Source organism: Pseudomonas haemolytica, from assembly GCF_009659625.1.
GTDB classification, from domain to species: domain Bacteria; phylum Pseudomonadota; class Gammaproteobacteria; order Pseudomonadales; family Pseudomonadaceae; genus Aquipseudomonas; species Aquipseudomonas haemolytica.
In genome coordinates, this window is the sequence record NZ_VOIW01000002.1 from 511,701 (window position 1) to 532,946 (window position 21,246).

General features: G+C 57.7%; 28 protein-coding genes. 9 read left to right on the top strand and 19 right to left on the bottom strand.

Features of this window, described 5'->3' with window-relative positions; genetic code table 11:
- Window positions 1–65: 65 nt before the first annotated feature.
- From rplT to thrS, 4 genes are read right to left on the bottom strand one after another with little or no spacing between them, the layout of a single operon-like run.
- Window positions 66–422: a 50S ribosomal protein L20 gene (rplT, locus tag FRT59_RS08560; RefSeq protein WP_002553161.1), complete on the bottom strand. Its 357-nt coding sequence runs from the start codon at window positions 420–422 to the stop codon at window positions 66–68.
- Between the two features lie 30 nt (window positions 423–452).
- Window positions 453–647 (bottom strand): 50S ribosomal protein L35, encoded by a 195-nt coding sequence (gene rpmI, locus FRT59_RS08565; RefSeq protein WP_002553160.1) that lies wholly within the window; start codon window positions 645–647, stop codon window positions 453–455.
- Between the two features lie 60 nt (window positions 648–707).
- The gene (infC, locus tag FRT59_RS08570; protein ID WP_170827566.1) at window positions 708–1,259 is read right to left on the bottom strand and encodes a translation initiation factor IF-3; all 552 of its coding nucleotides are present in this window, start codon (window positions 1,257–1,259) and stop codon (window positions 708–710) included.
- Entirely contained in the window at window positions 1,259–3,181 is a 1,923-nt protein-coding gene (gene thrS, locus FRT59_RS08575) for a threonine--tRNA ligase (protein WP_025857830.1), read from the bottom strand. The genes infC and thrS overlap by 1 nt, the downstream gene beginning before the upstream one ends.
- Window positions 3,182–3,545: 364 nt before the next feature.
- On the opposite strand from thrS, the gene FRT59_RS08580 reads away from it, so the two are divergent.
- Both FRT59_RS08580 and FRT59_RS08585 read left to right on the top strand, forming a co-directional pair.
- Window positions 3,546–3,860, top strand: a complete 315-nt coding sequence (locus tag FRT59_RS08580) for a hypothetical protein (RefSeq protein WP_019820908.1) — start codon at window positions 3,546–3,548, stop codon at window positions 3,858–3,860.
- A gap of 289 nt (window positions 3,861–4,149) precedes the next feature.
- Window positions 4,150–4,362, top strand: coding sequence for a cold-shock protein (locus tag FRT59_RS08585; protein ID WP_003179963.1), 213 nt, complete (start codon window positions 4,150–4,152; stop codon window positions 4,360–4,362).
- A 73-nt stretch (window positions 4,363–4,435) separates the two neighbouring features.
- On the opposite strand, the gene FRT59_RS08590 is transcribed toward FRT59_RS08585, so the two are convergent.
- Both FRT59_RS08590 and FRT59_RS08595 read right to left on the bottom strand, forming a co-directional pair.
- Window positions 4,436–4,756, bottom strand: a complete 321-nt coding sequence (locus FRT59_RS08590; protein WP_034117606.1) for an I78 family peptidase inhibitor — start codon at window positions 4,754–4,756, stop codon at window positions 4,436–4,438.
- Window positions 4,757–4,900: 144 nt separating this feature from the next.
- On the bottom strand, window positions 4,901–5,206 hold the full coding sequence (locus FRT59_RS08595) for a hypothetical protein (RefSeq protein ID WP_034117913.1): 306 nt from the start codon (window positions 5,204–5,206) through the stop codon (window positions 4,901–4,903).
- Window positions 5,207–5,360: 154 nt separating this feature from the next.
- On the opposite strand from FRT59_RS08595, the gene FRT59_RS08600 reads away from it, so the two are divergent.
- Window positions 5,361–5,567, top strand: coding sequence for a hypothetical protein (locus FRT59_RS08600; protein WP_034117605.1), 207 nt, complete (start codon window positions 5,361–5,363; stop codon window positions 5,565–5,567).
- 33 nt (window positions 5,568–5,600) lie between these two features.
- Here FRT59_RS08600 and FRT59_RS08605 read toward each other — a convergent pair whose 3' ends face one another.
- The 7 genes from FRT59_RS08605 to FRT59_RS08635 are packed head-to-tail and all read right to left on the bottom strand — an operon-like array spanning window position 5,601 to window position 12,568.
- Window positions 5,601–6,629, bottom strand: coding sequence for a nucleoside hydrolase (locus FRT59_RS08605; RefSeq protein ID WP_153837978.1), 1,029 nt, complete (start codon window positions 6,627–6,629; stop codon window positions 5,601–5,603).
- A 26-nt stretch (window positions 6,630–6,655) separates the two neighbouring features.
- Window positions 6,656–7,060 (bottom strand): D-ribose pyranase, encoded by a 405-nt coding sequence (rbsD, locus tag FRT59_RS08610; protein WP_034117603.1) that lies wholly within the window; start codon window positions 7,058–7,060, stop codon window positions 6,656–6,658.
- Entirely contained in the window at window positions 7,057–7,974 is a 918-nt protein-coding gene (rbsK, locus tag FRT59_RS08615) for a ribokinase (RefSeq protein ID WP_034117602.1), read from the bottom strand. Before rbsK ends, rbsD begins: the two co-directional genes overlap by 4 nt.
- A 23-nt stretch (window positions 7,975–7,997) precedes the next feature.
- Window positions 7,998–9,020 (bottom strand): LacI family DNA-binding transcriptional regulator, encoded by a 1,023-nt coding sequence (locus FRT59_RS08620; protein WP_034117601.1) that lies wholly within the window; start codon window positions 9,018–9,020, stop codon window positions 7,998–8,000.
- Between the two features lie 3 nt (window positions 9,021–9,023).
- A complete protein-coding gene (locus FRT59_RS08625; protein ID WP_153837980.1) occupies window positions 9,024–10,001 on the bottom strand; it encodes an ABC transporter permease in 978 nt (325 codons plus the stop codon).
- Window positions 9,998–11,551 (bottom strand): sugar ABC transporter ATP-binding protein, encoded by a 1,554-nt coding sequence (locus FRT59_RS08630; RefSeq protein ID WP_034117599.1) that lies wholly within the window; start codon window positions 11,549–11,551, stop codon window positions 9,998–10,000. Before FRT59_RS08630 ends, FRT59_RS08625 begins: the two co-directional genes overlap by 4 nt.
- 57 nt (window positions 11,552–11,608) lie before the next feature.
- A complete protein-coding gene (locus tag FRT59_RS08635) occupies window positions 11,609–12,568 on the bottom strand; it encodes a sugar ABC transporter substrate-binding protein (protein WP_153870964.1) in 960 nt (319 codons plus the stop codon).
- Between the two features lie 563 nt (window positions 12,569–13,131).
- On the opposite strand from FRT59_RS08635, the gene FRT59_RS08640 reads away from it, so the two are divergent.
- From FRT59_RS08640 to FRT59_RS08650, 3 genes are all read left to right on the top strand, one after another.
- Complete coding sequence (locus FRT59_RS08640; RefSeq protein WP_153870965.1) at window positions 13,132–14,220, top strand: asparaginase; 1,089 nt, start codon at window positions 13,132–13,134, stop codon at window positions 14,218–14,220.
- A gap of 173 nt (window positions 14,221–14,393) precedes the next feature.
- Window positions 14,394–14,645, top strand: coding sequence for a DUF1654 domain-containing protein (locus FRT59_RS08645; RefSeq protein ID WP_198809640.1), 252 nt, complete (start codon window positions 14,394–14,396; stop codon window positions 14,643–14,645).
- 4 nt (window positions 14,646–14,649) lie between these two features.
- Window positions 14,650–15,339, top strand: a complete 690-nt coding sequence (locus FRT59_RS08650) for an endonuclease (RefSeq protein ID WP_034117595.1) — start codon at window positions 14,650–14,652, stop codon at window positions 15,337–15,339.
- Between the two features lie 31 nt (window positions 15,340–15,370).
- Here the strand turns inward: FRT59_RS08650 and FRT59_RS08655 are convergent, their stop codons facing one another.
- The gene (locus FRT59_RS08655) at window positions 15,371–15,736 is read right to left on the bottom strand and encodes a hypothetical protein (protein ID WP_034117594.1); all 366 of its coding nucleotides are present in this window, start codon (window positions 15,734–15,736) and stop codon (window positions 15,371–15,373) included.
- 261 nt (window positions 15,737–15,997) lie between these two features.
- Here FRT59_RS08655 and csrA point away from each other — a divergent pair, with 261 nt between their 5' ends.
- From csrA to FRT59_RS08670, 3 genes are all read left to right on the top strand, one after another.
- On the top strand, window positions 15,998–16,192 hold the full coding sequence (gene csrA / locus FRT59_RS08660; protein WP_003192511.1) for a carbon storage regulator CsrA: 195 nt from the start codon (window positions 15,998–16,000) through the stop codon (window positions 16,190–16,192).
- Between the two features lie 208 nt (window positions 16,193–16,400).
- Complete coding sequence (locus FRT59_RS08665) at window positions 16,401–16,661, top strand: hypothetical protein (protein WP_153870966.1); 261 nt, start codon at window positions 16,401–16,403, stop codon at window positions 16,659–16,661.
- Window positions 16,662–16,754: 93 nt separating this feature from the next.
- Window positions 16,755–17,051 carry a hypothetical protein gene (locus tag FRT59_RS08670; protein WP_153870967.1) on the top strand — a complete coding sequence of 99 codons (297 nt, stop codon included), beginning with the start codon at window positions 16,755–16,757 and terminating at the stop codon, window positions 17,049–17,051.
- Window positions 17,052–17,071: 20 nt separating this feature from the next.
- Here FRT59_RS08670 and FRT59_RS08675 read toward each other — a convergent pair whose 3' ends face one another.
- From FRT59_RS08675 to FRT59_RS08695, 5 genes are all read right to left on the bottom strand, one after another.
- Entirely contained in the window at window positions 17,072–17,749 is a 678-nt protein-coding gene (locus FRT59_RS08675; protein ID WP_198809641.1) for an HAD family hydrolase, read from the bottom strand.
- A gap of 144 nt (window positions 17,750–17,893) precedes the next feature.
- On the bottom strand, window positions 17,894–18,337 hold the full coding sequence (locus FRT59_RS08680; protein ID WP_153870968.1) for an anti-virulence regulator CigR family protein: 444 nt from the start codon (window positions 18,335–18,337) through the stop codon (window positions 17,894–17,896).
- Window positions 18,338–18,415: 78 nt separating this feature from the next.
- On the bottom strand, window positions 18,416–19,030 hold the full coding sequence (pcp, locus tag FRT59_RS08685) for a pyroglutamyl-peptidase I (protein WP_034117589.1): 615 nt from the start codon (window positions 19,028–19,030) through the stop codon (window positions 18,416–18,418).
- Between the two features lie 7 nt (window positions 19,031–19,037).
- Entirely contained in the window at window positions 19,038–19,988 is a 951-nt protein-coding gene (locus FRT59_RS08690) for a DUF979 domain-containing protein (RefSeq protein WP_153837985.1), read from the bottom strand.
- Entirely contained in the window at window positions 19,985–20,701 is a 717-nt protein-coding gene (locus tag FRT59_RS08695) for a DUF969 domain-containing protein (RefSeq protein WP_153837986.1), read from the bottom strand. The genes FRT59_RS08690 and FRT59_RS08695 overlap by 4 nt, the downstream gene beginning before the upstream one ends.
- Window positions 20,702–21,246 lie beyond the last annotated feature (545 nt).

Consider the following 21,246-nt stretch of genomic DNA (forward strand, 5'->3'; position numbering starts at 1 on the left):
TCCCCTATTTATGACGTTTAACACCCAGGGCTACAGGAGTAGCCCAGGGTGACTGTCGGGGGTACTTAAGCCAAGGTGGCTTTAGCTTTCTCGACAATCGCAGCAAACGCCGCTTTTTCGTTCACTGCCAGATCAGCCAGAACCTTACGGTCGATCTCGATGGACGCTTTTTTCAGGCCAGCGATGAAACGGCTGTAGGACAGACCGTTAACACGTGCACCAGCGTTGATACGAGCGATCCACAGAGCGCGGAACTGACGTTTTTTCTGACGACGGTCACGGTAGGCGTATTGGCCTGCCTTGATTACCGCTTGCTTGGCAACACGGAATACGCGTGAGCGTGCGCCGTAGTAGCCTTTAGCAAGTTTCAGAATTTTTTTGTGACGTTTACGGGCAATGACGCCACGCTTTACACGAGCCATGAGTTACTTCCTCTATTCTTGATCCAAAAATTAACGAAGGCGCAGCATGCGCTCGACTTTTGCCACGTCAGACGGATGCAGCAAGCTGCTACCGCGCAGTTGACGCTTACGCTTGGTCGACATTTTGGTCAGGATGTGGCTCTTGAAAGCGTGCTTGTGCTTGATACCGTTAGCAGTTTTCAGAAACCGCTTAGCAGCACCACTTTTAGTCTTCATCTTTGGCATGTTCGGATACTCCGCATTCAGTTGATAAACATAATCAGAAGGCCTGCCGTGCCCTGTTGATTACTTCTTCTTTTTCGGGGCGATGACCATGATCAGCTGGCGTCCTTCCATCTTAGGATGCTGTTCGACCGAACCGTACTCGAGCAGGTCAGCTTCAACCCGCTTGAGGAGTTCCATCCCCAGCTCCTGGTGGGCCATCTCACGGCCGCGGAATCGCAAGGATACCTTGGCCCTGTCCCCATCACTCAGGAAACGTACCAGGTTGCGCAGTTTTACCTGGTAATCCCCTTCCTCCGTCCCTGGACGAAACTTGATTTCTTTAACCTGGATCTGCTTCTGGTTTTTCTTGGCTGCGGCAACCTGCTTCTTCTTCTCGAAGATCGATTTGCCGTAGTCCATCAGCTTGCAGACAGGCGGTACAGCATCGGCGGAAATTTCCACCAAATCGAGCTTGGCTTCTTCAGCCTTAAGAAGCGCGTCTTCAATTGACACAATCCCAAGCTGCTCACCCTCAGCCCCAATTAACCGAACCTCGCGTGCCGAGATATTCTCGTTGATCGGGGCTTTCGGTGCAGCTCGCTTATCTTGTCTCATTTCACGCTTAATAGTAATTACTCCGAATCTGGGCGACCACGCCGGGAAACCGCTTGCGCGAGGAACTCAGCGAACTGGGCGACGGGCATCGAGCCCAAGTCAGCACCTTCACGAGTACGCACAGCGACAGTCTGCATCTCGACTTCCCGATCTCCGATAACCAAAAGATAGGGAACCTTGAGCAAAGTATGCTCGCGGATTTTAAAGCCGATCTTTTCATTTCTCAAGTCGGACTTGGCACGAAACCCGCTTTCATTGAGAGTTTTTTCAACTTCAGCGGCAAAATCTGCCTGTTTATCAGTGATATTCATGATCACTGCCTGGGTCGGAGCCAGCCACGCAGGGAACGCGCCCTCGTAGTGCTCGATCAGGATCCCGACGAACCGTTCGAATGAGCCGAGGATCGCCCGGTGCAGCATAACCGGGTGTTTACGGCTGTTGTCTTCGGAGACGTATTCGGCTCCCAGACGGATCGGCAGGTTAAAATCGAGCTGTAGGGTACCACACTGCCAGACGCGACCAAGGCAATCTTTCAGCGAGAACTCGATCTTCGGACCGTAGAACGCACCCTCACCCGGCTGCAGGTCGTACGCAAGCCCCGCACTGTCGAGTGCAGCGGCCAGTGCCGCTTCGGCGCGATCCCACAGCTCATCGGAGCCGACGCGTTTTTCCGGACGAGTGGACAGCTTCATCTCGACTTCGGTAAAGCCGAAATCGCGATAAACGTCCATGGTCAGCTTGATGAACGCAGCGGATTCGGCTTGCATCTGCTCTTCTGTGCAGAAGATGTGGGCGTCGTCCTGGGTAAAGCCACGCACACGCATAATGCCGTGCAGCGCACCCGAAGGCTCGTTACGGTGGCAAGCACCGAACTCGGCCAGGCGCATCGGCAACTCGCGGTAGCTCTTCAAGCCCTGGTTGAACACCTGCACGTGGCAGGGGCAGTTCATCGGCTTGATGGCGTAGTCGCGGTTTTCCGACTGGGTGGTGAACATGTTATCGGCGTAGTTGGCCCAGTGCCCGGATTTCTCCCACAGGCTGCGATCAACAACCTGCGGGGTCTTGATCTCCAGGTAACCGTTTTCGCGCTGAACCTTGCGCATGTACTGCTCGAGCACCTGGTACAGGGTCCAGCCGTTCGGGTGCCAGAACACCATGCCCGGCGCTTCTTCCTGGAGGTGGAACAGGTTCAGGCGCTTGCCGATCTTGCGGTGGTCGCGTTTTTCAGCTTCTTCGATGCGCTGGATATAGGCGGCCAGCTGTTTCTTGTCAGCCCAGGCCGTGCCGTAGATCCGCTGCAGTTGTTCGTTCTTAGCATCGCCGCGCCAGTAGGCACCGGACAGCTTGGTCAACTTGAACGATTTGAGGAAGCGCGTGTTCGGCACATGCGGGCCGCGGCACATGTCGACGTATTCTTCGTGGTAGTACAGGCCCATGGCCTGCTCATCAGGCATGTCTTCCACCAGGCGCAGCTTGTAGTCCTCGCCACGAGCGGTAAACACGTCGATCACTTCGGCACGCGGGGTGACTTTCTTGATGACGTCATAATCTTTTTCGATCAGCGCGTGCATGCGCTGTTCGATGGCCGCCAGGTCGTCCGGAGTAAAGGGACGCTCATAGGCGATATCGTAATAGAAGCCTTCTTCGATAACCGGGCCGATCACCATCTTCGCAGTTGGGTACAGCTGCTTGACCGCATGGCCAATCAGGTGCGCGCAAGAGTGGCGAATGATCTCCAGCCCCTCTTGATCCTTGGGCGTGATGATTTGCAGGCTGGCGTCGCTGGTGATCAGGTCGCTGGCGTCAACCAGCTTGCCGTCGACCTTGCCGGCCACGGTGGCCTTGGCCAGGCCGGCACCAATGGATGCGGCGACCTCGGCTACGGAAACCGAATGATCGAATGAACGTTGACTGCCATCGGGAAGAGTAATAGTTGGCATGGCGCCTCCTCTCCTAGTGGTGACCCCTACCAAAGGTCACGTGGGTTGGGATGAGCCAGTACAAGATCCAATATCAGGCCGTTCAGTAATGAACGCCTGCCTTACAGCGGCAGGAGCCTTTCGGCCAACCGATAATCGAACCAGAGTGACTGGAGTGAACAAAAAGAACGTGGCGAGGCGGCAAATGGCGCGCCGGGAAATAGCCAGGCGAGGATGCTAGCACAGATGAACGGTCATCGCGCCGGCGAAGCTTTGGGTAAAGAGCAATTCATGGCTTTATAGCTGCGAAAGTGAACTTGGGCTGTACGTCGAGCCTCAAACCCACTGAGAATCGCCGTTCGTCCTCGACCCAAAGGAGCATCCCATGATGCGTTTTACCTCTACCCTCGCTGTCGCCGCTACCCTGAGCCTCCTTTCCCTCGGCGCGCAGGCTGCAGCCCCCTCCAACTGGCCAGCCGGCGCCCGTGACGCCTTCGTCAACGACTGCAGCGCTGCCGCCAGTCAGAACGTAGACGTCAAAACCGCCAAAGCCCACTGCGAATGCGGCGCTGACAAGATCAATGCCGAATTGAGCACTGCCGAAATCAAGGAACTGATGACCAATCAGAACGCCAGCCCGGAGCTGAAAAACAAAGCGGTCGCGGCTATTTCGTCCTGCAAAGTCGTGAAGAAAAAGTAAGATTGACCACCGATCAGACGGCCATTTCGTTGAAAAAACAGCCTGAAAACTGCCTTTTCGCACAAATTACGCAGGTTTTACGGCTTTTTTTAACAGCTGATATTTCGTCGCAAAGCCCCGTATTTCGGGGCTTTCAGTCGGATCAATGATCAAATGCAACGCGATTGATCTGCAAACAGTGCCTCGGGGGGGCTCCCAAGTCGAACATTTCGACTATGATAGCCCAGTGTGCCCAGTTGGCCTGAGCAGCACAGCACTACTGAAAATATATGTTTCTTGGAGATACACCATGTCTAATCGCCAAACCGGCACCGTTAAATGGTTCAACGATGAAAAAGGCTTCGGCTTCATCACTCCTCAAGGTGGCGGTGACGACCTGTTCGTACACTTCAAAGCTATCGAAAGCGACGGTTTCAAAAGCCTGAAAGAAGGCCAAACCGTTTCCTTCGTGGCTGAGAAAGGCCAAAAGGGTATGCAAGCTGCACAGGTTCGCCCAGAGTAATTCTGCGCTGAGCTAAAAAAACCCCGTCCATGTGACGGGGTTTTTTATGGGTGAGGCAAAAGCCGGAAGGCAATCAGCCGCAATTGACCCGATTGATCACCAGATTATTGTCGGTGTTCAGGTTCAAGCGGTCGGAGCGATACTCCAGCGTGATCATATCGTTGGGCTTGAGGATGCGTGCATTCTGCGCCCCCGCACGTGTACGTGCTTGCTCTAGCAACTGCGGCGAGGCTTTCTGGCCGATCGCGAACTCAGCAGCCTTCGACTCACAGCGGCTATGACCGGCGTCGGCCACGGCGGCGTCTTTGCCTGGCTCAGAGGCACCCGGGGTGGTGCAACCCGCCAATGCGAGTGCTGCCAACAAAGTACCGAATGATGCGAGCTTCCAAGGCATGAAGCCTCCTATGATAAAAAATGGACAGAGATCGTGCGACAGCAGTCAAAGCGATTGGTTTCAAGACGTTAAACGCCTGCGCGCAAGTCTGCCTCACTCACAGCAGTCAAGCGCCCTGTCAATCGTGACTAGATATGAACGCACCTAGTAGATATCAATGTAGTCAGAAGAGGGTGTAGGCCAATTCTGCTTCAACGCGTTAAAAATCTGCATGACCCAGACTTCGTCGCTGGCCGCCACGATACCGACATAACCGGAGCCCTTGGCCCAGGTCTCCAGGCGAAACAACAGGCCACCGATATCAGCGCCCCCTACTACGCCTGAAGAAATGTAGGCAATGCCAGCCTTGCTTACCCGCAGCTGGGTATGTTCATCGTCACTGGCGCTGCCAAGCAGTTGGCGCACGGCTTCCAGCGTGAGGTTATCGGACTTGTTCAAATCGATTTGCACACGGTATTCCCGGCCATTAATCAGGGCGACAGTGTCGCACAGCCCCTCCTTGATGCCTAAGTAGCAGTGCCAAATGTCGTACAAAATGGTTAACTGCGCGCGCTGGAACCGCGTTCCAGCGCATTGCCCAGTATTTTCAGCCCGTGAGACTTCCATGACCACCGTAACGATCCAAGCCGACATCAAAGCCAAGTGGCCCCAAGGGCAAAGCTCCTACAGCCCCGGAAGTCCGGAAGAACTGGCGATCATTGGTATCGACCTGCTGGTCAAGGAACTGGGCACCCAGGCGGCACAAGCGTTCATCGGCCAGGTATTCGAGAAATACCCCGCCGACCACATGGGCGCCCAGGAGCGCGAATAAGAACCGGCCGACGAACGCCGACCGGTAAACGTCTTACTTCAGACGCGCCAGGCGCTCGGTCAGTAGATCGAAGAAGCCCTGGGCATCGCCGTTCTCAACCCAGAACACGTTCTTCTCCTGCTTGAGGCCGTCGTACCAATCTACGATGGTCTGGCCAAAGGTCGGGCCTTCGCGACTGTCTACGACCATGTTGGCCTGACGACCGCTGAACAGTGAAGGCTTGAGCAGGTAGGCAACCACGGTGGCATCGTGGACCGGGCCACCGGGGATGCCGTAATGCTCCATATCGCCTTTGACGTACTCATTCAGAATACTGCTGACGACTTTGCTCGCATTGTTGTTCAGGTCAGCAATCTTTTTAAGACGGGCGTCACTGGTGAGAACCTTGTGGGTCACGTCCAACGGCAGGTAGGTCAACTTCACACCACTTTTCAGCACGATCTCAGCCGCAGCCGGGTCGGCGAACAGGTTGAACTCGGCCACTGGAGTGATATTGCCGCCATTGAAATGCGCCCCACCCATGACCACCACTTCCTTGATGCCCTGGGTGATTTCAGGCGCCTGGGTCAGTGCCAGTGCCAGGTTGGTCTGTGGGCCGAGCATGGCGATGGTGATGCTGTGGGGCTTGGCGGTGCTCAAGGTCTTGATCAGGTAGTCAACGGCATTGCCGTCGGCCAGGCCTTTTTTAGGTTCGTGCACGGTAACGCCGGAAATGCCTTCCTTGCCGTGAATATTCTCTGCGTAGATCGGCGTGCGCAGCAGCGGTTTTGGCGCGCCTGCATACACCGGAATGTCCTCGCGCCCTGCCCACTCGCGCGCCAGGCGCGCATTGCGGGAGGTCTTGTCCAGGCGCACGTTACCGGCGACGGTGGTCAGTGCGCGAATGCTCAACTCCTCCGGCGAGGCCATGGCGAACAACAACGCCACCACATCATCGGCACCTGGGTCGGTGTCGATGATCAGGTCGATTTTTTCCGCCGCTTGGGCGCTTGCAGCAGTGAGCGCGGACAAAAGCAGAACACTCCGGAACAGGTTTTTCAGGGTAGGTAGACCACGTTGCATAAAGCACTCCTTGTCGTAGGGGGACACTAGAACGTTACGCCGGATACCAGCGCGATATTGCAGTAAGGCTGGCACTCGCCGGTGCGCACAACCGCGCGGGCAGTGCGGCTCAGTTGTTTGAACTGGTCATGGCTGACAAGGCGCCGCTCACCCAGCGCCGCTTGCTCTGTGAGCGTATTGAGCTCGGTCAGCGCAGGCGGTTGTCTAAGCAGAATTTCTTCCGCCAACACGTGGCTCTCCACCTGCATTTCGCTAAGCACGATGCGCAGGGTGCTGATGAAATCCGGAATACCCTGGGTCAGCGCCAGGTCGATCAACTCGACGCCGGGAGGCACCGGCAGACCGGCATCGCCGATGACCAGGATGTCACCGTGCCCCAGGGACGCGATCACGCGTGACAGGGCGATATTGAGCAAAGGTGTCTTTTTCATGAGGGCACAAAACCTTGTACGTCTTGCAGCGTAGGAATGGAAGGTTGAGCGCCGGCGCGGGTCACTGACAACGCAGCCGCCACCTGGCCAAAACGGATCGCCTCGGTTTCGCTCTTGCCCGCGGCCAGCGCGGCGGCAAAGCCGCCCACAAAAGTATCGCCAGCGGCCGTGGTATCCACCGCCTTGACCTTCGGCGCCGCCAGGTGTTCGAAGCTGTGGCCATCGGCAAACAGGGCGCCCTGGGCACCGAGGGTGATGATGACTTTAGCCGCCCCCGCGTTGATCAACACCGTCGCGGCAACCTTGGCGCTGTCGAGCGAGTCGACCGTCACACCACTCAGAGCGGTGGCCTCGCTTTCATTTGGGATCAGGTAATCAATTGAGCCGTACCACTGCGCCGGCAAAGGTCCGCTCGCGGGGGCCGGATTGAGGATGACTGTCTTGCCCAGTTCGCGACCACGCTTGAGCGTATACCCAACGGTGTCCATCGGCACTTCAAGCTGGCAGATGATCACTTCAGCCGCTTGCAACACAGCGTCGCAAGCTTTCAAAGAGGCAGGCGTCAGCTCACCATTGCTGCCCGCCACAATGACGATTGCGTTCTGACTGCTGTCATCCACCACGATCAACGCCACACCGCTGGAACCTTCCACGGTGCTGACCGCCTGGCAATCGATCCCTTCCACCCGCAACGCCTCGCGCAATTGGCCGCCGTAGGCGTCAGTACCCACGCACCCGATCATCGCGACGCCGGCCCCCAGGCGCGCCGACGCGACTGCCTGGTTGGCGCCCTTGCCGCCGGGAACGGTGGAAAAGCTTTGGCCGACCAGGGTTTCGCCGGCACGCGGCAAGCGACTGGCGCGGGTGACCAGGTCCATGTTCAAACTGCCTACTACCACTACTTTTGCTGGCATACATCAGTACTCATCAATTGCGTTCAGCGGTATTGGGCGAACACACCGGCCAATGGTGCCGTCGACTCACGCAAAACAATACTCGGCGTCACGATACGTTGATCGATCGGCAGTTGGGGTGTTGCTATTCGTTGCAGTAACAACTCGGCCGCCGTCTCGCCCAGTTGCAGGATCGACTGCCCGACCGTGGTCAGCGCCGGGTAGACGTAGCGGCCCATCTGAATGTCATCGAAACCGATCACCGACAGCTCGCCCGGCACGCGGATATTGCGCTCGGCGGCAGCGCGCAGCACGCCAAAACCGATCATATCGTTGCTGGCGAAAATCGCGCTGGGCGGATCCTCCGCTAACAACTGCACGGCTGCGGCATACCCTCCCGTGCTGGTGAAATCGCTTTCCAGGGTGCGACTGGCCAACACCTCGACACCCGCTTCGCTCAACGCACGCTGGTAACCCGCCAGACGCATCTGTGCCACGCGGGTATGCCCGGGGCCGCCGATACAGGCGATGTCCCGGTGCCCCAACTCCAGCAAGTGCCGGGTCGCAAGGTAAGCGCCCTCTTCGTGATCGATGCGTACCAGATCGACATCAATGCCATCCAGTGCCCGGTCGACAATCACCATGGGCGTGCGCACCGCACTCAAGCCAGCGGCAAGGCCACTGTCATCGCCGCCCACCGACGTCACTATCAAGCCGTCGACGCGTTTTTCCAGCAATACGCGCAAATAACTGCGCTGTTTTTCAGCGTCGTCGTCGGAGTTGCAGAGGATCACGCAGTAGCCATTACGTTCGCAGTAATCCTCGATGCCCCGAGCCAACTCGGCAAAATACGGGTTGAGGCTGTTGGGTACCAGCAAGCCGATAGTAGCCGTAGTCTTGGCCTTGAGTGAGCGTGCTACGGCACTGGGCACGTAGTCCAGTTGCTTGATCGCCGCCTCGACCTTGATGCGTACCGGCTCGCTGACCGGGCGCGTCTTGTTCACCACATGGGACACCGTGGTGTAGGAAATACCTGCAAGCGCTGCCACATCCTTGATCGTTGCCATGGTTCAGCCCCGCCGACTGGCGCGTTGGCTGCGGTAGGTATCGAGGACGACGGCAATCACGATCACGGCACCGGTAATGATGCGTTTCGTGGGTTCCGTAGCGCCGATCTGCGCCAGGCCGGCCGCGAGCACCGAAATAATCAACACACCGAAGAACGTACTGATCACCGAGCCACGCCCGCCCATCAGGCTGGTGCCGCCGATCACCACGGCAGCGATCACTTGCAGCTCCAGGCCCGAACCGGCGTTCGGGTCCGCCGCCTCCAGGCGTGAAATCTGGAACAAGGCAGCCACACCGGCCAACAAGCCCATCAGGCTGAACACCAGGATCTTGTAGGGTTTGGGGTTGATGCCAGCCAGGCGCACCGCCTCTTCGTTGGTGCCGATACCGATCAGGTAACGCCCGAATACGGTACGGGTCAACACCAGTTGGGCCGCGATGATTACCAGCAGCGCGATGATAAACGACGGGGAAATACCAAAGGCAACCGGGTTGGACAGCCAGGCAAACGAGTCGCCGATATACGCGGTGCGCGAGCCGGTCATTTGGTAAGCCACGCCTCGAGCCATCTCCAGCACACCGAGGGATACAATAAATGACGGAATGCGCCAGGCCACGGTGATTGAACCGGTAATGGTACCGGCCAATGCGGCGCAACCCATGCCCAGCAAAGCGGCCGGCAACACGCTCCAGCCCCAGCCCAGAATCGCCACACTGACGGCCGACGCTGCCAATGCCAGCACCGAACCTACCGACAGGTCGATACCGCCGATGATCAGGATGAAGGTCATGCCCACCGCCAGCACCATCAGGTCCGGAATCTGGTTGGCCAGGGTGCTGAAGGTGTCATAGGACAGGAAGTGGTCGCTGAGCACCGAGAACAGCGCGATCATCGCCAGCAAGGCACCGGCCAGCCCCAGGTACGTACCCAGGCCGTAGAAGTTGCCGCCAGTTTTACCGGGGGAAATGTTTGTTTTCATGGGGTATTCCTAGGCGCTGCTTCGTTGAGCAGCGCATCACGTTTCTGATAGCCAGCAAAGGCGGCGGCGAGCAATTCGTCCTGGGTCCAGCTGTCACGCTCGAAGGTCTCGATCAGGCGCCCGGCGGACAACACACCGATGCGGTCACAGATCAGCATCAGCTCACGCAGGTCACTGGACACCACCACCAGCGCTTTACCCTGGCGCGTCAGTTCACCGAGCAAGGCGTAGATATCGAACTTGGCACCGACGTCGATGCCTCGGGTTGGCTCATCGAACAGCATCACGGCGCAATCGCGCTCCAGCCAACGGCCAATCACCACCTTCTGCTGGTTGCCGCCCGACAGCTCGGACACCAATTGCGCCGGGCTGGAACTGCGGATACGCATGGCATCGATCTGGCGCTTGGCCAAGGCGGTTTCATTACGACCATTAACCAGGCCGCCAGCAGAGATTTCCGGCATGTTGCCCAAGGCAATATTGGCGCTGATGGACTGGGTCAGCAACAGGCCCTCACCCTTGCGGTCTTCGGTGATCAGGGCGATACCATGACCGACCGCATCCACCGGCGAGCGAATACTGACCACCTTGGCGGGCGAACCCAAGGCCACGGTGCCGCTGTCGGCCGGGTCGGCGCCGAAGATCAGGCGCAGCAGTTCAGTGCGACCGGCGCCGATCAGGCCGGAAATGCCATAGATCTCGCCAGCCCGCACTTCAAAGGACACATCGCGCACCTTGTCCGAACGGCTCAGACCCTTCACCGTCAAGGCAGGGCCACCGATGGTGCGCGGGCCGAGGTCGATGTGCTCGCCCAGCTCGCGGCCGACCATCAAGGTCACCAGTTGCTCACTGTTGTAATTGGCCATCGGCTCGACGCAGACCAGCTTGCCGTCGCGCAATACCGCAATGCGCTGGGCGACGCGGGCCAGCTCTTCCAGCCGGTGCGAGATATAAATGATGGCCACGCCCCGGGCCTGCAGGCGGGTGATTTGTTCAAACAGCATCTCGACTTCACGGGCAGTGAGCATGGCCGTGGGTTCGTCGAGGATCAGCACATGGCAGTCGCCGATGAGGTTGCGGGCAATCTCGACCATTTGCTGGTGGCCAATGCCCAGGCTGCCAACCAGCGTATCCGGGTCGATCGCGTCCAGGCCGACCTGGGCCATGGCTTCAATTGCAGCTTTGCGCAGTTGCTTGCGGCTGATCCAGCCACAGCGACTCGGCAGGTTATCCAGGAACAGGTTTTCAGCCACCGTCAGCGTCGGCAGCAGGTTGAGTTCCTGCATGACCATGCGCACGCCCAAGGCTTCGGCCTGAGTGCGACTGGCGGGGCGGTAATCCTGACCGTTGAACTGCATGTGCCCGGTGGTGGGTGTGACCAGGCCGCCGATGATCTTCGACAAGGTGCTTTTACCTGCGCCGTTCTCACCGGTCAGCGCCAGCACTTCCCCGCGATTGAGCGTCAGGGTGATGTCGGACAGCACCGGCTGGGCATAGGTCTTGCCGATACCGCTGACCGAGAGGACAGCGTTCGGGGCGGAAGATGACATAGGAAAATCTCCAGGCGCCCGCCCAGGACGAGCGAGCGCTGTTGGGTACTGCCAGGATTACTGCTTGAGGACGAGTTCAACCGGGGTTTCGATCACGCCATCGTTGGCCTCGACTTTCTCACCCTTGACCAGCTTCAGCGCGTTCTGGATACCGAACACGGCTTGCTGGGCGGCCGCCTGGTCGGCAGTCGCGAGAACGCGGCCGTCCTGCAGCATCGGCTTGATGGCTTCGATGTTGTCGTAGCCTACGACCAGAACCTTGCCGGCCTTGCCCGCTGCACGTACGGCAGAGACTGCGCCCAGGGCCATATTGTCGTTACCGGCCAACAGGGCCTTGAGGTCCGGGTATTCGCTCAGCATGGCGGAAGCCACTTTACGACCTTCGTCAATTTCCCAGTTGCCTGATTGAGTGGAGACGATCTTCAGGCCGGCAGCGTCCATCGCGTCCTTGAAGCCGGCCGTGCGCTGCTGGGCATTGGTTGTGGTGGGTACACCTTCAATAATGCCGACCTTGTCTCCCGAGGCCAATTGCTTGGCCAGGTAATCGCCCACAAGCTTGGCGCCTTTGCGGTTGTCAGGGCCGACGAAGGGGATATCGAGGTTTTTGCTTTTCAGAACACCCGGGTCCAGGCGATTGTCGATGTTGACGATCTTGATACCGGCTTTAGAGGCATCCTCCAGCACCTTTACCAGGGCCTTGGAATCAGCAGGCGCGATAACGATGGCATTCACCTTGGACAGGATCATCTGCTTGACGATATCGATCTGCGCGCTGGTATCGGTTTCGTTCTTGATCCCGTTGGTGATCATGTCGAAGTCAGCGGCGTGGTCTTTCTGGTACTGCTTGGCGCCGTCCTGCATCGTGACGAAGAATTCATTGGCGAGGGATTTCATCACCAGGCCGACCTTGGGTTTGGCGGCGGCGTCATCGGCAAATGCAGAAGAGAGAGGCAAGGCGGCGGATGCGGCAGCAAGCACAGCGACAGCAAGAAGACGTCCGGCAAATGGCAGCTTCATGGGTTCACTCCGATCTTATGATTATTGTGAGCAACGCTTGCACCGAAGACCCCTTCGGCAGCCCTCCCATCCGGGCGGCTGATACGAGCGATCACGATACTCAAGGAGTGCACCGCGAAACATCTCGCAAACGTTTGCGTTATTCAAACTATGAGAACCTTGTCGAGATTTGTCAACGGGAGAAACCAGCCTTTGATTCCTCCCCTCCATGCCGATCCTTCTTACTTTTGCCACTGATACGTTTAAGCACCCTGCGCGCTCAAACGCCCTCTGAAACGACAGGTATGGTGCCAATGTCACTCAGGGTACAAGGACATACCGTGATAGCTTTCGGACAACCGAACGCGATCACCCCATCCGTTCGGAAAGCCGGACAACACTTGGCTCAAGCAAACCTTAAAATCAATATAAGTTGTTTTAAATCAACACGTTAATTTATAAATGCGAACACGCTCAGACTGGTACAAATCGTGCTCTTTCCCTGCACCTCGAGGCGTTCAGAACCGCCCGGGTGTTCTAGATGAACCTGCTACCGCACTCATCAAAAACCAGAGAGAAAAATAATGAAATCTGCATTGAAGAACTTCGTCCCGGGCGCCCTCGCCCTTCTGCTGCTATTCCCTGTTGCCGCCCAGGCAAAAGAAGTTGAGAGCAAGACCAAGCTGTCCAACGTGGTCATCCTCGCCACGGGCGGTACCATTGCTGGCGCTGGCGCCAGCGCGGCCAACAGTGCCACCTACCAGGCAGCCAAAGTCGGCATCGAACAACTGATCGCCGGTGTTCCTGAGCTTAGCCAGATCGCCAATGTACGCGGCGAGCAAGTGATGCAAATTGCTTCGGAAAGCATCAACAATGAAAACCTGCTGCAACTGGGTCGTCGCGTGGCCGAACTGGCCGACAGCAAGGACGTGGATGGCATCGTCATTACCCATGGCACTGACACCCTTGAAGAAACCGCTTACTTCCTGAACCTGGTAGAAAAAACCGACAAGCCTATCGTTGTGGTCGGTTCCATGCGCCCAGGCACCGCCATGTCGGCAGACGGCATGCTCAACCTGTACAACGCCGTTGCCGTCGCAGGCAGCAAGGATGCACGAGGCAAAGGCGTGCTGGTTACCATGAACGACGAGATCCAATCGGGTCGCGACGTCAGCAAGATGATCAACATAAAGACGGAGGCCTTCAAGAGCCCGTGGGGCCCGTTGGGCATGGTCGTTGAAGGCAAATCCTACTGGTTCCGCCTGCCGGCCAAGCGTCATACCATGGATTCTGAATTCGATATCAAGACCATCAAGAGCCTGCCTGATGTGGAAATTGCCTACGGCTACGGCAACGTGAGCGACACCGCCGCAAAGGCCCTGGCCCAGGCTGGTGCCAAGGCCATCATCCACGCCGGTACCGGCAATGGCTCGGTATCGTCCAAAGTGGTCCCGGCCCTGCAGGAACTGCGCAGGCAAGGCGTGCAGATCATTCGTTCTTCCCACGTGAATGCCGGCGGTTTCGTCCTGCGCAACGCAGAACAGCCTGACGACAAATATGACTGGGTTGCCGCCCATGACCTGAACCCGCAGAAGGCCCGCATCCTGGCTATGGTCGCCCTGACCAAGACCCAGGACAGCAAGGAACTGCAACGGATGTTCTGGGAATACTGATTCCTGGTGATCTACCTGTAGGAGCGAGCTCGCTCCTACAGCCCCTCCCCCTCCCCGCACAGTTCAACAAACTCCCTGAAGCGCTGTCAGACGAACTTCTTGAAATTTAAGCAGTTGCGAAATTGCCTACAGTTAAATACTGTATGTGCGTACAGCTTACTAAGGAACACTCCGTGGCAAAGTCCCCTTCCGCAGCGCCCACACCGCCTGACGCCTACCAGCGCCTTGCCATTCGCGTGCAAAAAATCATCAATTCGACCAACGCCCAGAAAGCCAAGGCAGCCTTGATCTTCCGTTTACCCGATGAGCCGGAGGACGAGTGGCAACGTTTACTGGAAGAGATTGCGGAAAACGACAACGTCACCCTCGCCTATCGAGATGACGGTGGTGTGCAGATTTTCTGGGTTGTGCCGAAGGAAGATTGATTGAATGAGTGCCCGTTTTATTGCTCTGTGCTGTCTGTTTTTTACCGTCACCGCCAACGCCCAAGCCCCTCGGACCTTTAGCGAAGCCAAGAAAATTGCCTGGAAGCTTTACGCTCCGCAATCCACCGAGTTCTACTGCGGCTGCAAATACACGGGTAACCGTGTGAACCTGAAAGCCTGTGGCTACATCCCGCGCAAAAATGCCAACCGCGCCGCGCGCATCGAGTGGGAACACATCGTGCCGGCCTGGCAAATCGGGCATCAGCGCCAGTGCTGGCAAAGTGGCGGGCGAAAAAACTGCACGCGCCACGACGATGTGTTCAAGCGCGCCGAGGCTGACCTGCACAACCTGGTGCCGAGCATCGGCGAAGTGAATGGCGATCGTAACAACTTCAGTTTTGGTTGGCTGCCAGTGCAAAGCGGGCAGTACGGCTCATGCCTGACCCAGGTGGACTTCAAGGCCAAGAAGGTCATGCCGCGCCCGTCTATTCGCGGAATGATCGCACGCACGTACTTTTATATGAGCAAACAATACGGCCTGCGCCTGTCCAAGCAGGACCGACAACTGTATGAAGCCTGGAACAAGAGCTATCCGGTACAAACCTGGGAGCGTCAGCGCAACCAGACCGTGGCCTGCGTGATGGGGCGTGGTAATGAGTTCGTCGGCCCGGTGGACCTGAAGGCCTGCGGTTGAATGTGGGCGGGGCTCCCGCCCACTCAGGCTCTTACTGCGCGACCTTATGTTCGATGATCTCCGACACCGTGTCGGTTTTCTTGGCCCGCACCATCTTTTCGTTAAGCAACGCCTGCCTGGCTTCGGCCTCCGCTTTGGTGGCGAACGGTCCCAGCAGCACTTCATCTTTGCCATCGACCTTCACGATGTAAAAAGTGAAACCATGTTCCAGCAACCAGGCGGTGAGGTCGGTGATCGCCTGCAGCTTGTGGTCCGGCGGGCCGACCCAGATATCCCACTCCTGAGCGGCAATCGCACCGGCTTGTGGCAGGCTTTCGGCCACGGCAGGCTTGGCCTTGGGGGCATCGACCGATTTACCTTCACCGCATCCGGCCAATGCCAACACCACAATTGCCATCGCTACTTTACGCACTGCCCTGCTCCTTTGAGGATAAAGAGGCGACTTTACCATTCACTGTCTATTCTGGCCGTCATAAACGTTGGCTTAAACAATGCGAATGATGTACTGCGACCTGTATGATGCCGCCATGGGAATTAATGTCGCCTCTATGCGTCCTAAAAGAGGCAGTCACAGGGAAGCGCTTCGCAGTAAGCTACACACATCCGACACCTGCCCTGTCTGAAACATGTGTCCTTAAAAGTAATCAAGGAGAACTCCATGCTTATACTCACCCGCAAAGTCGGTGAAAGCATAAACATCGGTGATGACATTACGATCACCATTCTGGGCGTTAGCGGCCAGCAAGTAAGAATCGGCATCAACGCACCCAAGGACGTTGCCGTGCATCGCGAGGAGATTTACCAGCGCATCCAGGCTGGCCTGACTGCACCCGACAAAAACCAGACGCCTTGAAACGCCTCAGTAGCCAGCCTTTTCGTTCACTGTAATGGCTGGCGAAAACCCAATTGACCTGTTCGCGTTCTACAGCGTGACCGGCGCGCCTTGAGCATGCCCTTCGCTGCAAGATGAAACTGTCAGGGTATCTGGAACTTGTTGAACTATTCGCAGCCCAATTTCTGACACAATATCCTGCCATCCGAGTGCGTTCAGGAGCACGTCGATGAGGCCAGCCGCGACACAACCCCTTGTTTCCAGATCCTGGATGATCGCCCTGCTGATAGGGCTGGCCTTCTTGGCGCTTGGGTATGGCGTAAGAGTGGAAGTTGAAATGGCAGATCCCGACGCCCAATCCTGGGCGGATTTGGCCCTCCTTCTCTGCGGCTACCTGCTTGTGTTCTGCCTCAAGCCCATCCAACAGGCTATTTTGCGCAAGTTGTGCCAGCGTGCAGCGCATCGCGCCCATCAAAAAACCGCACGCTGAGCGCCTCAACCCGCTATCGGATCGTCGGTATTTACAGCCCTGCAACACGACCTATGCTTGGGCTTGCGCAGTCAGTGAAAGGTGCAAAACCAGATGGACACCCTCAGCAAATCTCAAATCGAAAAAGCCCTGGCAGAGCGCCTGCCCAGCTACAGGGTTAAGTGCACACTGCATGCTGACGGTACCCTGTCAGCCGTCCTCAGTGGCCCGGAAACCGATCACTTTGCAATTACTGGCATCGTACGAGCGCACTATCACGGTAAAGCAGCCATTAGCCGCCTCGCCACTGAATTACTCAGGGAAATGGTGGTGTCGCGCCAAGGGATGAAAAACAGCCGATTGCAGGCATTATCTGATCAAGTCACCTGCGCAGTAGGCCGAGACCGGTAACGGGCTCGGCCTTCTGCGCATCATGGCTCCCGCTTTCGCAACGACAGCAAGCCATCAACATCGCGCAGGGCGCGCAACGTGCCGTACCCCTCGATGCAAGCGTGCGGAGTCATCATGGCTACCAAGTGTGTCGAGGTTACAACCATGATATCTGCCCCTGCTGCTTCGCCCGCTCGAATGCCCACCGCGGCGTCCTCAAACACCAGGCAGTCTTGCACCGCCACGCCCAAGCGCTGCGCGCCCAATACATAACAGGCCGGATCAGGCTTGCCACTCGCTACATCTTCGGCCGTCACTAACACCGTCGGCACGGGAATACCCGCCGCTTGCAGCCGGCGCAACGCCAACGCCTTTGGCGCAGACGTGACCAACGCCCATTGATCGGCGGGTAAGCGCGTCAAGAACTCTACTGCGCCCGGAATCGCCACCACACCTTCGACATCGTTCAGCTCAGCCTCGGTAATCCACCGAGCTTCCACCTCTGGATCAACACCCGGCAACGCCTGGCGAGTAATTGTATCAATCGCACGAACGCCATGAATGGTGGCCAGGAAAGCCTCTACATCCAGGCCGTGGCGTTCAGCCCAAATGCTCCACACACGCTCTGCGGCAGCAATGGAGTTAAGCAGGGTCCCGTCCATATCGAACAGGAAGGCACGGTAACGCCGGCTGAATACGGCTGGATTTCGAATAGACACTGCGCGGCTTCCTCATGAGCGGACCCATGCAATCTACGGGTCGCCCTAACGCTTGTAAACGCACACCCTCCTGGCGAAACAGCCGGCATGATCCTCGATACGCCGCAAGCCCATGACAAGGCCGGCGGCTCTGCTTTTCGTCTTTCAATCAAAGGCCCCGTTGAGGACTTCGTAGATGATACCGCTGGCAATGGCCACCAATATCAAGTCGGTTCCGGCTTGCTGCCACTCATATCCGTCGTAGTGCGGCAACCGCCCTGCCAAGCGACCATCGAGCTTCTTGGCGATGCCGGGTGGCAGTGGTTTGCCACGCGCCAGGTTCTTCTGGATTCCCGGCGGCAATGCGGACCTTGGGCTCCAGTAATCGCGGGAACCTCCCAACACACTCAGTACGCTTGCTCGATCGACACTGGGGCCATGACCCGCCCCTCCCTTGCCTTTGGAATGGTCCTGGCCATGCCCGCCCTGGCCATTCCCTTTGCCATTACCCTGGCCCTTTCCGTTGCCGGGATCAGCCAGAGCAAGACCGCTACCTGCAAACAGCGCGAGTGTTAACACAACAGATAAGAACTTTGGGGACTTGGGCATAATGATTGTCCGAGGCGGATACGTTTTTGTACTGTAGTCGACGCTACCCCATAAAGTACTGAATTCGTATCCCTGCCATCAGCTCACCTGGCCGCCTGTCTCCACCACGTCCGCCTGGGTCAACCAGGCCGTGGAAACCCCAAGCCGCAAACCATCAACCAGAGAAGGCTGGCCGGCTGGCGGCGAACTCGGCACATGGATGAACCCACTGCGAACTCCGGCCCCGGCCAGCCGATGCTGCAAAAGATAAAACACCTGGTTACACACGAAGGTCCCCGCCGTTTGCGAAACCGCAGCCGCAAACCCTGCATCACGCAGCGCTTTGACGATGGCCTTGATCGGCAACGTCGAGAAGTATGCAGCCGGGCCATCGACCACCACAGCCGTATCAATCGGTTGTTGCCCGAGGTTGTCGGGGATACGTGCGTCGTTGATATTGATCGCCACCCGCTCGATGGAGATCTCGCTGCGCCCAGGTGCCAGGCCAGTGGCAATCACCATCGCCGGCTTCAACTCGCTTATCAGTTGGGCCAGGTATTCACCCGCGGTGGCAAATGCGCAAGGCAAGCAACGCGCAACAATCTGCACTCCCTCGCTCACTTGCACGCCATCCAGCTCTCGCGCCGCCTCCCACGAGGGGTTTACCAAGTCGTTATCAAAGGGCTCGAAGCCCGTCAGCAGTACGGTTTGCATAGTGGCCTCACATCAACAGATAAAGCAGCACGATATTGACCACCAGCATCATCAACGCTGTGGGTATCTGCGCCTTGATCACCGCGTTTTTATCGGGCAACTCCAGCAATGCAGCCGGGACGATATTGAAATTGGCCGCCATCGGCGTCATCAGCGTCCCGCAGTAACCGGAAAACATACCGATAGCCGCCATCACAGCGGGGTTGCCGCCGTAAATCCCCACCAGCACGGGCACGCCGACGCCACCGGTCATCACCGGGAAGGCCGCAAAGCCATTGCCCATGATCACAGTAAATAAAGCCATGCCCAGCACATAAACCATCACCGCCACCAACTTGTAATCCAGGTTGATGTAAGTGGTAGTGACGTGGGCAACCGCAGTGCCCACCCCGGCCTCATTGAACAGCAACCCGAGCATCGCCAGCATCTGCGGCAGCACCATGGCCCAGCCCAGCGCCTCGGTCAGGCGGCGGGATTCGCGCAAGGCTTGCACCGGCGTGTCGCGGGTCAGCCAGCAGGCCAGGCCCAGGGCAATCAGGCAACCGATGCCGAGGGACACAAAAGTGGTGTTCTTGGGATCCAGCAGCGGTACGCCGCCGATTTCGGTGTGCTTGAGCAATACCGAGCCAATCACCGTGGTCAGGGGAATCGCCAACGCCGGGATAAACAACTTGTGGCCCAGCCGCCCAGCACTGGCGCGAGAAGCCTTGTCGTGCAATTCGGCGTGCTGACCACGGCCAACGCCGCCCATGCCCGCAATCAAGGCCATCACCACTACCCCCACGCCAATGACCACCGATGGCAGACGCTCGCCTACCAAAAACGGAATGGCGAACAATAACCAGAACAGTGCGCTCGACCAGCGCTTGGGATGGGAACGGTCAAGCAGGATCATGCCCGCAGTGATCAGCAGCAAAACGCCCGCCAACCAATACAGGTATTGAATGGAAATGATCATTGGGCAGCCTCCACCGAAGTGGCAGCAAGACTCATCTCACGGGTCAGTCGTCGATCAAAGCGATGCAGGCGGATAGCGTGAATGATGAAGGCACAGATCGCCGTCGGGATGCCCCACACCGCAATATGCAGCGGCTCCACATCGATCCCCGAACCCAGCAGGAAGGTGTGCATCAAGGCAATTGCACCGAAGGCGACAAAGATGTCCTCACCAAAAAACAAACCGACGTTATCGGTGGCCGCGCACATGGCCAATACCTTGTGACGCAGCTTGTCCGGCAGCTTGCCGTAGCGTTTTTCCGCTGCACCTTCGGCCATCGGCGCCAACAGCGGCCGCACCATTTGCGGATGCCCACCTAGGCTGGTCAGCCCCATGGCGGCTGTGGATTCACGCACAAACAGGTAAATGATCAGCAAGCGCCCGACCGTAGCGCGCTCGAAGCGGGCGATCCAGTTCTGCGCATGCAGGCGCAAGCCATGGCGCTCCAGCAGGCCGATAACCGCCAGGGGTAATAACAGAATCAATTGCAGGGCACGGGTCTGAAGGAAGCCATCGCCCATGGTGGCGAGAATTTTTTCCGGCGGGAACTGGGCGGCGAGCCCGGTGGCAATAGCGGCGGCGGTGACCACCAACAGCGGATTGAAGCGCAATACAAAGCCGACCACGATGACAAGTACGCCGATCAACGGCCATAAATTCACAACTGTTTGCATGGCGGGAAGGTCCTTTAGTGCGCGCTGCGGCGCCATTACAGCAGGATGTGGGCAAAGGGCTCACAGCATGAAAGTGGCGTGCAGTCGGCTCGGTTTTTTTATTGTTGACCTGGAAGGTCGAGCGTCAGTGGCGGCAACTTTGCTGCCTGGGGGACGGGGGTGTCCAACAAGAAAAATTGTTGCTGCAAACCAATAAATTTTGTGGGGGATGGCGCCAGGTAGTCGGGCGCCATGAGGGATTCAGACGAGGCTCTTTTGAAAAAAGTAGTGCGGGCAGCTCGATGGCGAATTCACAATCGTTTCAGCCGTGAAGATTCCCAATCAGAACCTATACTCCATGATGCAGCTGTGTGTACCTGCAGTTGGTTCACGGTGCTATGCCGACAATGAGGGTTCCCGCTATGTATGCCGGACAAATAAGCAATATGGCGACAACGATTGGCGAGATACGCTGCCAGATGGTCGCCCAGGTCATTTGCCTGCTGTCGGTGGCTACGCTGTTCTGCTGACCGGACATTCGAAACATGACAGTACGCCGCGAGGCG